Raw genomic sequence first — 15,059 nt, forward strand, 5'->3', positions numbered from 1 at the left:
TAATCCTTTCTTTCATTATAATTTCTGACAATTACTACATGATATTTGGTCATGAATAAAACAAAAAAGACATATCGCTACATGACGTTAAGTCTTGTTATTTTTATCTTATACACCTATTTGTGTTTTCTCATGGTTAAAATTTGTCTGGCTTATTTTCCATGGCAAACGGATCAAAACTTTTTATTACTCAAACAAGATATTGTCGACACTCAACCTTGGCAATTTGCTTTCAAAGTTCATGTGATCGCCAGTAGCTTTGTTTTAATTGCAGGCTTTACCCAGTTTTTTCGCATATTCAGAAATAAGCATCCAAGGCTACATAGACTCAGTGGATGGCTCTATATACTTACCATTTTAATTTTTGCTTTACCCAGTGGTTTTATTCTAGCGGTATCAGCTTCTGGCGGTATTTCTACGCAAATTAGTTTTATTCTATTGTGTTTTTTTTGGGGAATTAGTACGGTTCTTGCCTTGTATTACGCACTAAAAAAACAATGGTTATTACATCGCGATTGGGTCATTCGAAGTTTTGCTTTAAGTTTATCTGCCCTCAGTTTACGTACTTGGAAAATGGTTCTCTATCCGCTACAACCCTATTTTGAATGGTTGACACCTGTGCATATTTACCAACTTGAATCATGGCTAGGTTGGGTCATTAATTTATTGATTGCTGAAATAATTATCATCAAGCTTCATCAGAAAAAATTTAATAAAAGCACATAAAAAACCCTAAATGAATTTAGGGTTTTTTATAAATAGTAAAAAAAATTACTTATGACGCAACATTATATTTATCTAGATCCAATTCACTCAACTGATTTTTCAGCTCTTGCAAAGACCACGGCCAAGCAGCAAAGTTACGACCATTTTGATCTAAATAGTAAGATTTACATCCTCCAGCATTAAATACTGTGGTTTTTAGATGCTTTTGAACTTTAATATTATGATAACGCACAACATCTTTTTTAATTTCAAAACGAGTGAACTTTTGGTCACGCATTTTTAGCAAACCATTCACGATATAATCAATCTGCGCTTCTGCAATACCAATAAACGAATCGTAAACCAGAATATTAGGTCCAAGTACAAGGAATGCATTTGGTACTTTCTCAATACTCGCCCCAAGATATGCTTCTGGTGATGTATCCTTCCAACGTTCAGACAATAACTGACCCGTTGTATCCGTCACACGTTTACCAATCGGTGGATGTGAAACTTCGAAGCCCGTACCCAGAATAATTACGTCTACTTCATGACGTTCACCATTCGCTGCAACTACAGTATTACCATCAATTTCAACCAAACCATGTGGAACCAAGCTGACATTGTCTTGTTGTAAAGCTGGATAATAATTGTTTGCAAATAATAAACGTTTACAACCAATATCAAAATTTGGCGTTACATTTTTACGCAACTTTTCATCGCTGATTTGTAAACGTAATAATTGACGGCTTAGAAAATTCACAGGTTTCAGAATTTTAGGATTACGCAATCCAAAGTTCACGCCATTTAAAATTTGAACAATGCTTTTACGCCATGTTTCCTGAATCACTGGAAATTTACCAATTACACCTTTTGCTTTTTCGCTCAAATCCATATCTGCTTTTGGGAGTACCCATGGCGCAGTGCGTTGGAACACAATGAGTTCCTTCGCTTTAGGTTGAACTTGTGGAATAAACTGAATTGCAGACGCACCTGTACCAATCACAGCAATACGCTTACCTGTTAAATCAGCCTCATGATTCCAACGTGCAGAATGGAACATTTCACCTTTAAAGGTTTCAATACCTTTAATTTTTGGCATTGATGGCTCGGTAATCGGCCCAGTCGTAAAGACAACAGTTTTTGTCTGATATGTACCTTTAGATGTCTCTAAATTCCAAATATGCTTTGTTTCATCCCACTTTGCACTGATTAATTCATTATTGAATTCAATCTTGCCACCTAAATCAAATTTCTCCACAACCTCTTCCAAATAATCTAGAATTTCAGGTTGCTTAGCGAATAAGTGACTCCACTTATGACTCGGTGAAAAAGAGAATGAATACACCGCAGAAGGTACATCACAACCACAACCTGGATAATTATTATCACGCCAAGTTCCACCCACACGGCTTGCTTTTTCAAGCACCACATAGTCATGATAACCTGCTTGATCCATCTTATACGCAGCTGCAATACCTGAAATACCTGCACCAATCACAATGGTGTCATGCACAGGCACTTGCTTTTTGGTATCCGCAGCTTTTTCAACAGCAGGTTTTACAATTTGAGTGGCCACTTTCGTTTCAGCTTTCTGCGTTGCTTTCACTGCTGTTTTTGGCTTAACTTTAGGTTCCACTTTCACTTCAGCTTTTACAGGTTCATCTACTTGAGGTTGAGTCACTTGCTTAATCTCTTCAACCGTCGTTTGGTTCGACTTTTGCTCTGCTGCATTTTTTTCTAGAATCGTATCTAAATCATTTTCTGTCGTCATTTTTTTTCCAACGCTTATTTTACAAATCTATTAAATAATGGATAACCAATACCAAGCACTTTGGTATAAAGACTTGGCGATGCACGTTTCATCAGCCAGAATAATTTGGCATCAGGCTGCGGAATGGTATAGAGTTTGCCTGCATCTAAATTATTCAACGTTTTAATTGCAACTTTATCACTGGTGGTAAATGCATGATTCATCAATAAATCATCTGCAAGTCCTGAATAATGACCTGGTAAACGGCCATTTTTCATAATATTGGTCGGCACTAAGGTTGGGCATAGTACATTCACACGAATGTTATTTTGACGTAATTCAGCCGATAATGTTTCAGACAAAGCCAATACACTCGATTTGGTGACATTGTATGCTGTCATTTCTGGTGCTGCGGTAAAACCAGCTGCTGAAGCAACATTAATAATTGCGCCATAACCTTGTTTTTTAAATTTAGGCACAAAAAAGTGGCAGCCATGAATCACCCCCCATAAATTGACATGCATACACCATTGCCAATCTTCAAGTGAAACCTCATCAAACTTACCACCCAGCCCCACACCTGCATTGTTAATCACTAAGGTTACAGAATGCCCCATAAGCTTTTCAGCATCATCTGCCAGTGCTTTCACTTGGTCTTTATTGCCTACATCACACTCTACGGCAAAAGCTTTTGCGCCTAAGCCTTCAAGCAATTGAACTGTTTCTTGTGCTGCTTCAAGATTGATATCAGCGCAAACGACAGTTCCACCACGTTTTGCCAACTCTATGGAAAAACTACGACCAATCCCACTACCTGCACCAGTCACAACGGCATAGGCTTTTTGTGTCGGTTTTACTCTTTTTGAAAAAATTCCCATTTACATCATCCATTTCATATTTTTAGTTTTAAGAACGTAATGCTGGCGTAAATTCTTTGGTTAAATAAGGCGTTAAAATTCCTGTTTCAGGGTTTAACAATCTTTCCTTATAATATTCAAGAAACTCACTGGTATCGTGGTCATTGGGGTGAAAATCTGGACGTAAATAGTCAAAAATGTGTTTTAAACTGCTCCCATAAACGCCATCTTTTAAACCAAATATTAATTTAAAGCTGTGAGGTATTTCTTTCCAATAACGTAAGCTAGTTAAATTTTTAGGATTACGATAAAAAGGAACCAACAAAGAGGCTGCTGAAATTAATACAAGAATTGTGATCAATGCGGGGAAAAATCCTGCAATTCTTAATGTATAGTTATTTGATAACTCTTGATAAACATCAAATGCAATATCTTTATGCTCAGACTCTTCAAGCATATGCCACATCCAAATCGCACGTTGCTTTTCATCTTGTGAATGGAAGAAAATTTCTTCATGATTCATCATATATTCAGCCAATACAGCCGTGAAATGTTCAATACCTGCCATCAATGACAATTTCATTGGCTGTGGTAAACGGTCAAGTCCGTAGTCGAACACCCAACCCGCCCAAGTACGGAATAATTTGACAGGTAGATCTATTTCGATAAGTGCATCATTCAATTCTTCATGCATTTTAGAATGAATCGCTTCCTGACCAATCAGTGAAGTTACACGCTGTTTTAACAATGGATCTTTAATAAAATCACGGTGATAACGTGCAGTGTCAATCACCAAATCTTCACCACGGGTTAAAAAAATCGAAAGTGAAGCAAAATAAGCACTCGCAAGCTCTGCATTCAAATAAAATTTGTGATCCAATTTTTTAGGGTCAAAATCAAATTTCATGTGGCGAATTGGAATAATCGGAGTTTGATTTTCCAAACTAAAAGGTGCTGCAGCGAAAATCTTAGCAGCTGCTTTTTTAAGTGGCTTGGTTAATAACATGACATATACTCTTCATTTAATTTTTGGAAATCCGTTTCGTCATAAAAATGAGTCACAGATCGCCTTTTAAGTGAAAAAACTCTATTTTAATAAAAGCAAATTACGTCATGTTTTACCTATTTCCATTAGCAACAACCATCATTCAACTTGCAAATTATGACATCTCAATAGAATTGTTAGACAATATTAAAATGGATTACCTCTATTAACAAAAAATGACCTATATGCACATTTTTCTCTTGGTTAAAAGCTGGAAACTTCAATTTATTATTTCGTATGGCGGTGTTTAAACAGATAGCTTAAATCAGTTAATGAATGAATATTGCAATGGAAAGTATCGCCTTAGCTGAACATTACATCGAATTTATGCACAGCGCATCTGAGATTCGACTTTATGCCAAAATTTGGCCCCCTCGCTCTCATCAGCATCTGACTCCTATCATCCTTTTCCATGACTCCTTAGGTTCTGTGTAACTTTGGCCTGATTTTCCTGCACAATTGGCAGAAAAAACACAGCGCCAAGTAATCGCTTATGACCGTTATGGATTTGGGCAATCGGCTGTAAATCCTCAACCATTAACTGTGAGTTTTGTATCCGATGAAGCAACTTTAGGATTTGCCGCAGTGTTAATACATCTTGATATTCAAGATTTTATTGTCATGGGTCACAGCATCGGTGGCGGTATGACAACATGCTGTGCGGCACTCTACGCTGAACGCTGTAAAGCACTCATAACCATGTCTGCGCAAGTCACGGCAGAAGAATTCACGCTAGCAGTTCTAGGTGAAGCAAAACAAGTGTTTAAGCAAGATGGATAATTGAAACGACTATCCAAATATCATGGTAATAAAGCACAATGGGTGTTAGATGCATGGACTGAAACATGGTTACCTGAAGATTTTAAAGAATGGAAATTAGATGATTATTAAAACCAAATCTACTGCCCTTTATTGGTAGTTCGTGGAGAATTTGATGAATTGTCTCAACCGCAACGCTTTATCGAACATACCGCAGGTACGTCACAAATGAGTATTATTGCCAATACTCGACACATACCACATAAAGAAAAACCAGATGAAGTACTTGAGATTATTTCAACATTTTTAGAATCTGTTGCGATTGCATAAATATGAACTGCAATTAACGAGGATCAAAAATAAAGCTGAAACAGTCAATCACGCACTGTTTCAGCTTTAAATTACAACTTCGTTTATTTTTAATCTAATCCTTTATGAACGCAATGCAGGAATAAACTCTTTCACAAAATACTGTGCCAATAAACCATTTTCAGGATTGAGTAACTTTTCTTTGTAGTATTCTAAGTGCACTGTCGTATCGTGGTCATTCGGATGAAAATCACGGCGTAAATAATCAAAAATATGTCCTAAAGAACTTCCAAAAACACCATTTTCAAGCCCAAATAAAAGATCCCAGCTACCCTTGCCTTCTTTCCAGAAGCTTAGACTAATCACATTTAAAGGACGACGTAAAAAAGGCAGAAATAAAGCCCCTGCGCCAACCCCTACACCCAAAATAATCAATGCAATAAAGAATCCTGTAATACGTAATGGATAATTTGCAGATAAAACCTGATAGGTATCATATGCGATATCTTTATGTTCAGATTCTTCCAACATATGCCATAACCATAATGCACGGGTTTTATCATCAATCGAATGATTGAAAATATTTTCATGGGTCATCGCATATTCAGCAAAGACTGCCGTGAAATGCTCAATACCTGCCATCATGGATAATTTAAGTGGCTGTGGAAATTTCAACAAAGTGTGATTAAAAACTTGCTCTGCAAGAAAGCGATACAGACGCACAGGGATATGATTTGGAATCATAATCTCGTTATATTCATTATGGACTTTAGAATGAATTGCCTCTTGTCCGATCAAACTGGTCAAGCGCTGTTTTAGCACAGGGTCTTTAATTTGATCCCGATGATAACGTGCAGTTTCTATGACCAAATCCTCACCATAGGTTAAGAAAATCGACAATGCCGCAAAGTAAGCTGTACCCCATTCTTTTTGCATAAAAAATTTAACGTCCAATTCTTCTGGAGTGAAATTAAATTTAAAATGACGAATAGGTACAACAGGTGTTTGCTTATCCAGATCTATGGATGCTCCTGCACGAATAACTTTAGATACAAGTGATTTTATTGGCTTCGAAAACAACATAGCAGAATACTCATTTTCAGATAATGAATGAAAAAGTAACTTATCTATGACCACTCAATCAGTGCGGTCAAAATTTATTAGAAATAATTACACTATGCTAATCACAATCCTTGTAGCAAAAAAGATCATTCCATTAGCATCTTATGCCTTTAAACCAATGATGAATGACAATTTCAATTCAGTTTTCACCTATTGATAAATTATGTCCTCTAAGGACTGTATTTTTAATTTATGAGCAAATTTGGAAAAGATTCAAAATACTTAAGCCGATAAGTCAATCATCAATTTTGATATTTTGTTTTAGCTGAATACTTTTTCTTGTGAATTTTATTGTTAATAAAGATTTTCATAAATCCGTCTGAAACACCGTATAATTAAAAAGCTTATTGAGATTGTTTATCTGCAAAGATATGAATGTAAATATAAGTAAATACGACTCTTGAGCCTTGTATCTTAAATAATTAATCAGTCTAAATGCCTTTATTATTATGGTGAATATAAGAATGCTAAAATTCTATTCTTTATTAATAAAATTATTGAACATTGAACATTTTAAATACCGAGGCTTAACCCAAGGTGAAATTAAAATTAGCCAACAAGTTTTTGGTAATTTAATTGATTATCAGCGTGTTAGGATTTTTAATCAGCCTTATCTACCATGGCAACCTAAAGGTGTCGTTATGGCACCAAATGGTTGTATCCATTTCAAAGCTGCTGATTATTGTAGTGACTTCATTGAACAATCACGTTTTTACCAAGCTGTTTTTATTCACGAAATGGCACATATTTATCAATATCAACGCAAAGAAAATGTTTTGTTAAAAGGTGCATTTTTACAAATGGGCTTATACCTCACTTGGGGGAAATACAATCCATATCGATATAAATTAATCAAAAATAAATGTTATTTTGACTATAATTTGGAACAACAAGGCGATATTGCCAAAGACATTTATATGAACCGAATTCCCAATATCATTTTATACCCAGAACTCACTACAACGATTTGAAATATCAGCAATGTCTATATGACAGTCTCAATATTTTCATCAACCAATCTTTATATCTCAAAATTTATAAATAAAACTTGAATCAAGCACTTTCCATCACTTTAAATTCAATAAACACGCATTTCACACATAAATAAATACAACTTAAGTCCATATTTTTTATCAATAAAATTTATAAACAACTCAAATCATTCATCTTATTGATGAATAATCTATTTTTAGCTCTAGTATCTGATGGTTTTTTAGTTAAAATACGTGATATCTGTAATTTTTGCCCTGCAAGAAAATAAAGATTTTAATCATGTCTTTGATGATTTAAAGTTTCGCCATTTGGCAATTACTTAATAATCTAAGCACGCTAAGTTGAACAACTATTCTTATACAAATCAACTTATTGTGTATGCATTATCCCTATAGGAATAGGACTGAGTTTAAATGAAAAGTTTTAAAATTGCTTTAGCGCAATTCTCTCCATTCATTGGCAATATCGAAGCGAACGTTCAACGCATGATTGAACAAGCCAATGAAGCGAAAAAACAAAATGCTGAAATTATTGTATTTCCTGAACTTTCTACGCTTGGCTATCCAGCGGAAGATTTACTTTTACGTCCAAGCCTGACTAAGCGTACCGCACAAGCTTTCGAACAGTTGGCACAAGTAAAAGACATCGTTTTAGTCTTCGGTTTTGTCAATAATACTGAAGATGGTCAACGATTTAACTCTGCGGCTGTCATGAAAGATGGTCAAGTTTTAGGTGTGTACAATAAACAAAACTTACCAAATCACAGCGTATTTGATGAAAAGCGTTATTTTAATGAAGGGCATCAGCACCTAATTTTTGAATATTTGGGACATAAATTCGGTGTCTTGATTTGTGAAGATGTTTGGTCTTTAACCACTGTTCAGCAATTGGCTCAACTAAATGTTGAAACAGCGTTGGTTTTAAATGCTTCTCCTTATGAAGTTGGCAAACCGCAACATCGTATTGCAACATTGAAAGAACTTGCAAAACAATTGCATATTCATTTGGTTTATAACAACCAAGTGGGCGGTCAAGATGATCTTATTTTTGATGGTACAAGCTTCGTTATTAACAATAATGGCGATATCGCTTTACAAGCTCCAAGCTTTAAAGAAGACCTTTATTTTGCCGATTATGAAATTGAAAATAAGAGCTATAAAGTTGTTGAATCTGCACCTGCTTTAGACACGATGGCTGAAATTTATCAAAGTCTTGTTTTAGCAACACGCGATTATATTCAACGCTCAGGCTTCCCGGGTGTCATTTTAGGCTTATCTGGCGGTATCGATTCTGCATTAACTCTTGCGATCGCTGTAGATGCAATTGGTGCAGATAAAGTACAAGCTGTGATGATGCCATATACCTACACTTCACAAATTAGTGTTGAAGATGCAACTGAGCAAGCGAAGCGCATGGGGGTGACATTCGGCATTGCCGAAATTCATCCAATTGTGAATAGCTTTATGCAAACCCTATTCCCATTCTTTGGCAATTCCCCTGCTGATGCAACTGAAGAGAATCTTCAGGCACGTGCACGTGGGACATTATTAATGGGTCTGTCGAATAAATTTGGCAACCTTGTCCTTTCTACAGGCAATAAATCTGAATTGGCTGTCGGTTATTGCACATTATACGGCGACATGGTTGGCGGCTTTGCTGTACTAAAAGATGTTTACAAAACTATCGTATTTGAATTGGCAAAATATCGTAATAGCATCAGCGAAACACCTGTAATCCCTGAACGTGTGATTACTCGTCCACCATCTGCTGAGCTTCGTCCTGACCAAAAAGACCAAGATTCTTTACCAGCTTACGATGTTCTTGATGCAATTCTTTATGCTTACATTGAAGAAGACCAAAGCCAAGACGACATCATTGCCAAAGGCTTTGATAAAGAAGTGGTTGAAAAAGTCATTGGGTTGGTTGACCGCAACGAATATAAACGCCGCCAAGGTTGTATTGGACCACGTATCACTTCTCGCTCTTTCAGTCGTGAACGTCGCTACCCAATCATCAATGGCTGGAAACCGGGTATTTAAGCCGAGTGAGTGATCTCAACCTATCCCATTCGAGCTTTGCTCAAGAATTTGCTCAAGCCTTGTTGCTTGAGCAGGTTCATTTTATTAAAAAACAATTATTAGATCCAAATCATCAACACTATCTGCAAAATTTTATACACCAAGTCTATCAACATGCAGACAAAATTTTATTAAAAGATACGATCCAACTTAAACAACTACAAGACGTTGTTCAGAAGTATGCTTTTGAACTCAATTTAGGCGCAGATATCCTTGAATTTATTGGTGTTGTTGCACACAAAATTCATCATTATGCGGTACATAGTCGAACGATTTTCAATGATTTACTAACCGATGAAACCTTCGAATTATGGCTATTCAAAATATTAGAACTAGAACAACTTCGATATTTTATTCAAGACAATCTTCAACATAATCCACAAATTCAACAAGTCAGCTTACAACTTGCCAATCAGATTGTAGAAAGCAATACACCGTGGCTTAATCAACTTCGTCAATATACCGTTAAACAAGATCGTATCAGCTCTAAAGTGTTGAGTTTTATACAAGATCAACAACAAAATATTGAACTTAAACTTGAGCAACAACTTGCCGCCGCAATCCGTAAACAACTGAGTAATATAATTTTATTACCTAATGATGATTTAGCTGATATTGCATCACACTTATGGGCGGACATTAAACAACGTACATTGAAAGAAACTTTCTCACAATTTCAATCAATTGATTTTGAAGAGTTCTTTATTCTTGTTTATGAAACATGGAAAGAGTTACGTCAAACAGACTATATGCAACAGGTTATTCTAAATGTGGTTGAAGCATTTTATGAATATTTTGGCGACTACAGCTTACAAGAGCTGCTGCTCTCTGTTGGTATTGATGAAAATGACTTATTCATTGAAGCGCAACGCTTTGCGCCACACAGTTTAGCCGCATTAGATCAGCATGATTTATTAGATGATGTGATTAAATCTTTAATCGCACCCTTTTATTTAGATGAAAATACTCAAAAATTTATTGAAAATTTTATCAATCAAAAAAAATTTTCACCCTAAGTTAAATTCTCTTCCCAATCTTATTGTTTTGTCACAGCGAAAATTTAAATCTTATATTTTGATCATGCACAAAAAAAGAGACCATGCGGTGAGCATGGTCTATAAAAATGGTGGCTATGACGGGATTTGAACCTGTGACCCCCGCATTATGAGTGCGGTGCTCTAACCAACTGAGCTACATAGCCTTAAACTGTGCGCGCATTATCTAAAGTTCCACCGCTTGCGTCAAGCCTTCAAACGCACTAATGATCACGCTTTAAACAATTGAAATTTAAATGTATAAAATTAATACATATTTGAAATCATTTATTCGGCACAATAGCTAAAAATGTAACTTGAGTACGTTATGAAATTTAAGCTCTTAATCTTATTGTCTAGTTTTAGCTTACTCACCGCTTGCCAAGTCGTGAGTCCAATCTTTGTAGATTACAATGGTGTACGTATGGACGTTGCTAAATGGATTAACAACCATCAATTACTGACTATGCAACAAAAGCGAAGTTTAGCTCAATTAAGTAAAGCACAACAAAAACTAGTCAATATTGAAAAAATTAAGCCAGATCAAAAACTAGCGATTGCAAAAGAAAATGCAATCGCATTACATTGTGCCAATTTACATGTGTCGCAGCGTAAGATTGAGCAACTACAGGATCATATATTCGAAGCAGATCGTAAAGCGGTTATTTTGAAACAAATGGATGAGCAATTTCCGAAAGTTAAAATAGATGTGAATTCAATTCAATGTGAATGATCGTTTTATTGTATGCGTGATTTGTTATTGTGGGTATTCGTTATTTAAATCGACGACATCAAATATTACAACAGAGAGTGAATTACCACTCTCTGTTTGCAACAAGTTCTTCAATTTCTATATCTAAATAACCCTGATCCTGTACCACCATCATCATTGCTTCTGCAATGTAATCGGCAGCAGTATCATCTAAAGATGAATCAAGGTCTTCAAACTGTGGTTTCATTTCATTAATTTCGATCACAGTCGAACCAGCTATAGAATAAATTTCAGCATCACTAAACTGTGTTTTTGAAACTTTTTTTGCAAATTGTTCGATCAGTTGCTTTACTTCGGCAACCAGAATATCGGGATAATATTCATCATCAAACATGGGGAGGAGTAGATCGTTAAACATAGCAACCTAAAACAGCACATCAATGCCCACGCTTATAACACAAACGCTACAATACGACAAATTGATATGCTGTTTTCATCAACATCTTTACAAATTAGTCTTTACCACTCGCACTTAAACTTTTAGCAATTCCAATTAAATCAATAAATTCTGAACGGATTTGAAATGGATCTGGATGACTAGATTGTTTGGCAAGTTTTTGAATATCACTCCACGTCTGACTTGCATTGTATTTCCCACCTTGCAATTTTTGCCCATAGCTTGCAACGGCAATTGTAAACTGAGTATCTGTATTAGCCGCAGATAAAGGTTTACTTTGAGCTTTAATCGGTTGATTTAATAAAATACTGGTTTTTTCATTGGGCTTTTTATAGCGTAAATTTAAAAATGCATATTCGGTATTTTTATTTGTATCAGCAGATTTTGTAGGTGCTTGATAACGTGATTCATTCAACCATCCAACTTGCCCCGTAGGAATAATCTCATACAATGCTGTCACTGTATGCCCTGCACCAATATCACCTGCATCAATTTGATCATTATTAAAGTCTTCTTGCTTTAAGATACGATTTTCATAGCCTATTAAACGATACTCTTTAACAGTATTTGGATTAAATTCAACTTGAATTTTTACATCCTGCGCTACTGTCGCAAGTGTAGATGACAATTGACGCTGTAAGACTTTTTTGGCTTCTTTTTCATTATCGATATAACTATAGTTGCCATCTCCTGCATCTGCCAGTTGCTCCATAAGCTGTTCATTGTAATTATCTGTTCCAAACCCCAATGTCGTGAATGAAACACCTGATTTACGCTTTTCTGCAACCATGCCTTTTAAGGTTTTAAAATCTGTAATACCTACATTAAAATCACCATCAGTTGCAATTAAAATACGGTTAATTCCATCTTTTATAAATGTTTTCTCTGCTTCGTCATATGCCATACGAATTGCACGCTCACCAGACGTTGCACCCTGCGCTTGTAATTGGTTAATGGCTTTTAAAATCTTATCTTTATTCTGTCCAGACGTTGGCTCGAGGACTAATTTTTCCCCACTTGCATAGGTAATAATAGTGACTTTATCCTGCGGACGAAGCTGTTCCGTAAGCGTTCTTAATGTCTTCTTTACCAATGGTAATTTATTCGGATTATCCATACTGCCAGAAACATCGACCAAGAAGACTAAATTAGCAGCAGGTAAATTTTTAGGATCAATATCTTTGGCTTTAATGCCGATTTTGATAATTTTCGCATTCTTTTTCCACGGTGAATCTACCGTTTCAGTGCTAACCGAAAAAGGATGTAGCCCCACTGGTAATGGATAATCATAATTAAAATAGTTAATCAATTCTTCTATTCGTACGGCATCTACGGGCGGCAACTGCCCATTGGTATTTAAATAACGCCTGACATTTGAATAACTACCTGTATCCACATCAATACTAAAAGTGGAAACAGCCTCTTGAGCAACACTTTTAACAGGATTAATTTCGTTTTCTTGATATTTCTCTGTATTTTGAATTGGCTGAGTTTTTTCTCGGGCAATGATTTCAGCGGGTCTTCCTACAAGACTTGCATAAGCTGACGTTTTTTGTGCAGCACGTTGACTATTCGCAGTATAAACCGCTTGCCTTGCTAAAGCTGAGGATGAAATAGGTGGTGGCGACATGGGCGCTGAAACAGGCTGCGACATCAACGGAGATGGAGCAACTTCTACAACGGATGCAGAATGCTTATTTTGCAATTGTGCGCAACCACTCAGACCAATTATGGATAAAGCTAATATTGTTAATTGTGTTTTCATGTTCAAATTCATTCAGTTTTCCTTGTCGTTTTTTAAGTATTCATCATTAAACTTATTTCATAATGACTTAAAGCTTCATTATTTTCCCTATAATTAAAATTCAAGAAAAATAAGGGATTAATGAAAAAAGTTTATTTAAATCCTTACAAAAATAATCATTAATAGATAATGAGATACTTTCAATAAATAAAGTATTTATGATGAACAATCTGTGTGTTTTTTAGAAAAAATAGCCACTTTATTGCGAATAACTTCTCTTTCAAAGTGAATATCGGTTTAAGAATGATGATTTCCAATCATCACCTGATCATATTTGTTTCGATATTTAGAAAACGCTCTATCTTTCGAATAGTTAATCTATTTTATTTAGAAAGCTTTTTTCAGAAATTATCACTACGATCTAGAAATAAACAGAAATACGACCCTTTTTAATTTTCAGATAACTCCCCAACGCCTCTATATTTCATCCTTGTGCAGAGCCTGTGAGGAATATAAAGCTCTTTAAAATAAGCCTATTACAATACATCAATCGTCGCTTGCCAAACTTTAATTGCATCAGACATGGCTTTTACATCGTGTGCACGTACCATACAAGCTCCTTGCTGAATACTCAATAGATGTGCTGCAACACTCCCTACAGCACGATTTTGTGCATCAGCCCCATTCAAAGCCTCACCAATAAAGCGCTTGCGAGACAGAGCCGATAAAATTGGATATCCCATCTCATTCAGCTTATAAAACTCATTTAAAAGCTGTAGATTCTGTTGTGCATTTTTAGCAAAACCAAACCCAGGATCAATCATAATATTTTCAGGTTTAACCCCTGCTCGCAAGGCATCATCGACACGTTGTTGCAACTCTACAATTACCTCTTTCGTTACATTTTGATATTGATCCAAATTATTCATAGTCGTTGGTTCACCACGCATATGCATGATAATGACTGGAATATTCAGTTCTGCTGCTGTTTGCAAAGCATTTGGACGTGTTAAAGCACGTACATCATTCCATATATGTGCGCCTGCCTGAACAGCAGCGCGAATCACTTCTGGCTGTGAGGTATCAATTGAAATGACCACATCATATTTAGCCAATTCAGCAACCACAGGAACAACACGCCGTATTTCCTCTTCAACCGTAACAGGCGATGCTCCAGGACGTGTTGATTCACCACCAATATCAACCACTGTCGCGCCATCTGCAATCATCTGTAAAGCACAAACAACGGCTTGATCTTTTTGATTATACTTTCCACCATCACTAAAAGAATCTGGAGTGACATTGAGAATACCCATGACATGCGCTTTAGATAAATCCAAATTTAAGTGTCCACATTGCAATATTTTTTTCGGCAATGGCATAAGCTGCATATCAAATCTCACATGATAAATTTATTCTAGTTTACCAACTCCCTCGTTGTACAAGTTAAATTGTTTTCAGAATCAAAGTTTTTTTGCATAAAAAAAGAGC

The 15,059-nt window shown here is 35.9% G+C and carries 13 protein-coding genes, 1 tRNA gene and 1 pseudogene; 7 read left to right on the forward strand and 8 right to left on the reverse strand.

The window, feature by feature from the left end; translation table 11 throughout:
* Window positions 1–132: 132 nt before the first annotated feature.
* Window positions 133–726, forward strand: coding sequence for a DUF2306 domain-containing protein (locus tag ACG94X_RS14930; RefSeq protein ID WP_419384498.1), 594 nt, complete (start codon window positions 133–135; stop codon window positions 724–726).
* Between the two features lie 49 nt (window positions 727–775).
* Here ACG94X_RS14930 and ACG94X_RS14935 read toward each other — a convergent pair whose 3' ends face one another.
* The 3 genes from ACG94X_RS14935 to ACG94X_RS14945 are packed head-to-tail and all read right to left on the reverse strand — an operon-like array spanning window position 776 to window position 4,321.
* Window positions 776–2,479 carry a flavin-containing monooxygenase gene (locus ACG94X_RS14935; protein ID WP_419384499.1) on the reverse strand — a complete coding sequence of 568 codons (1,704 nt, stop codon included), beginning with the start codon at window positions 2,477–2,479 and terminating at the stop codon, window positions 776–778.
* Window positions 2,480–2,493: 14 nt separating this feature from the next.
* Window positions 2,494–3,336, reverse strand: a complete 843-nt coding sequence (locus ACG94X_RS14940) for an SDR family NAD(P)-dependent oxidoreductase (protein WP_419384500.1) — start codon at window positions 3,334–3,336, stop codon at window positions 2,494–2,496.
* Window positions 3,337–3,364: 28 nt separating this feature from the next.
* Entirely contained in the window at window positions 3,365–4,321 is a 957-nt protein-coding gene (locus tag ACG94X_RS14945; protein WP_419384501.1) for a metal-dependent hydrolase, read from the reverse strand.
* A 489-nt stretch (window positions 4,322–4,810) separates the two neighbouring features.
* Here ACG94X_RS14945 and ACG94X_RS14950 point away from each other — a divergent pair.
* Window positions 4,811–5,140 (forward strand): annotated as a pseudogene (locus ACG94X_RS14950) (alpha/beta fold hydrolase); the annotation flags it as partial.
* Between the two features lie 159 nt (window positions 5,141–5,299).
* Window positions 5,300–5,449 (forward strand): hypothetical protein, encoded by a 150-nt coding sequence (locus ACG94X_RS14955; RefSeq protein ID WP_419384502.1) that lies wholly within the window; start codon window positions 5,300–5,302, stop codon window positions 5,447–5,449.
* Window positions 5,450–5,551: 102 nt separating this feature from the next.
* On the opposite strand, the gene ACG94X_RS14960 is transcribed toward ACG94X_RS14955, so the two are convergent.
* Complete coding sequence (locus ACG94X_RS14960) at window positions 5,552–6,511, reverse strand: metal-dependent hydrolase (protein ID WP_419384503.1); 960 nt, start codon at window positions 6,509–6,511, stop codon at window positions 5,552–5,554.
* Between the two features lie 503 nt (window positions 6,512–7,014).
* Here ACG94X_RS14960 and ACG94X_RS14965 point away from each other — a divergent pair.
* The 3 genes from ACG94X_RS14965 (at window position 7,015) to ACG94X_RS14975 (ending at window position 10,637) form a co-directional block, all read left to right on the forward strand.
* Window positions 7,015–7,521: a hypothetical protein gene (locus ACG94X_RS14965; RefSeq protein WP_419384504.1), complete on the forward strand. Its 507-nt coding sequence runs from the start codon at window positions 7,015–7,017 to the stop codon at window positions 7,519–7,521.
* A gap of 435 nt (window positions 7,522–7,956) precedes the next feature.
* The gene (locus tag ACG94X_RS14970; protein ID WP_419384505.1) at window positions 7,957–9,582 is read left to right on the forward strand and encodes an NAD+ synthase; all 1,626 of its coding nucleotides are present in this window, start codon (window positions 7,957–7,959) and stop codon (window positions 9,580–9,582) included.
* A 5-nt stretch (window positions 9,583–9,587) separates the two neighbouring features.
* Window positions 9,588–10,637, forward strand: coding sequence for a hypothetical protein (locus tag ACG94X_RS14975; RefSeq protein ID WP_419384506.1), 1,050 nt, complete (start codon window positions 9,588–9,590; stop codon window positions 10,635–10,637).
* Window positions 10,638–10,745: 108 nt separating this feature from the next.
* Here ACG94X_RS14975 and ACG94X_RS14980 read toward each other — a convergent pair.
* Window positions 10,746–10,822 (reverse strand) — tRNA-Met (locus ACG94X_RS14980).
* 161 nt (window positions 10,823–10,983) lie between these two features.
* Here ACG94X_RS14980 and ACG94X_RS14985 point away from each other — a divergent pair.
* Window positions 10,984–11,388, forward strand: a complete 405-nt coding sequence (locus ACG94X_RS14985) for a hypothetical protein (protein ID WP_419384507.1) — start codon at window positions 10,984–10,986, stop codon at window positions 11,386–11,388.
* A gap of 82 nt (window positions 11,389–11,470) precedes the next feature.
* Here the strand turns inward: ACG94X_RS14985 and ACG94X_RS14990 are convergent, their stop codons facing one another.
* From ACG94X_RS14990 to folP, 3 genes are all read right to left on the reverse strand, one after another.
* Entirely contained in the window at window positions 11,471–11,785 is a 315-nt protein-coding gene (locus ACG94X_RS14990; protein WP_419384508.1) for a DUF5713 family protein, read from the reverse strand.
* A gap of 94 nt (window positions 11,786–11,879) precedes the next feature.
* Complete coding sequence (locus ACG94X_RS14995; protein ID WP_419384522.1) at window positions 11,880–13,478, reverse strand: vWA domain-containing protein; 1,599 nt, start codon at window positions 13,476–13,478, stop codon at window positions 11,880–11,882.
* 626 nt (window positions 13,479–14,104) lie between these two features.
* The gene (gene folP / locus ACG94X_RS15000) at window positions 14,105–14,959 is read right to left on the reverse strand and encodes a dihydropteroate synthase (RefSeq protein WP_419384509.1); all 855 of its coding nucleotides are present in this window, start codon (window positions 14,957–14,959) and stop codon (window positions 14,105–14,107) included.
* Window positions 14,960–15,059 lie beyond the last annotated feature (100 nt).

Source organism: Acinetobacter psychrotolerans (assembly GCF_048552595.1).
GTDB lineage: Bacteria > Pseudomonadota > Gammaproteobacteria > Pseudomonadales > Moraxellaceae > Acinetobacter.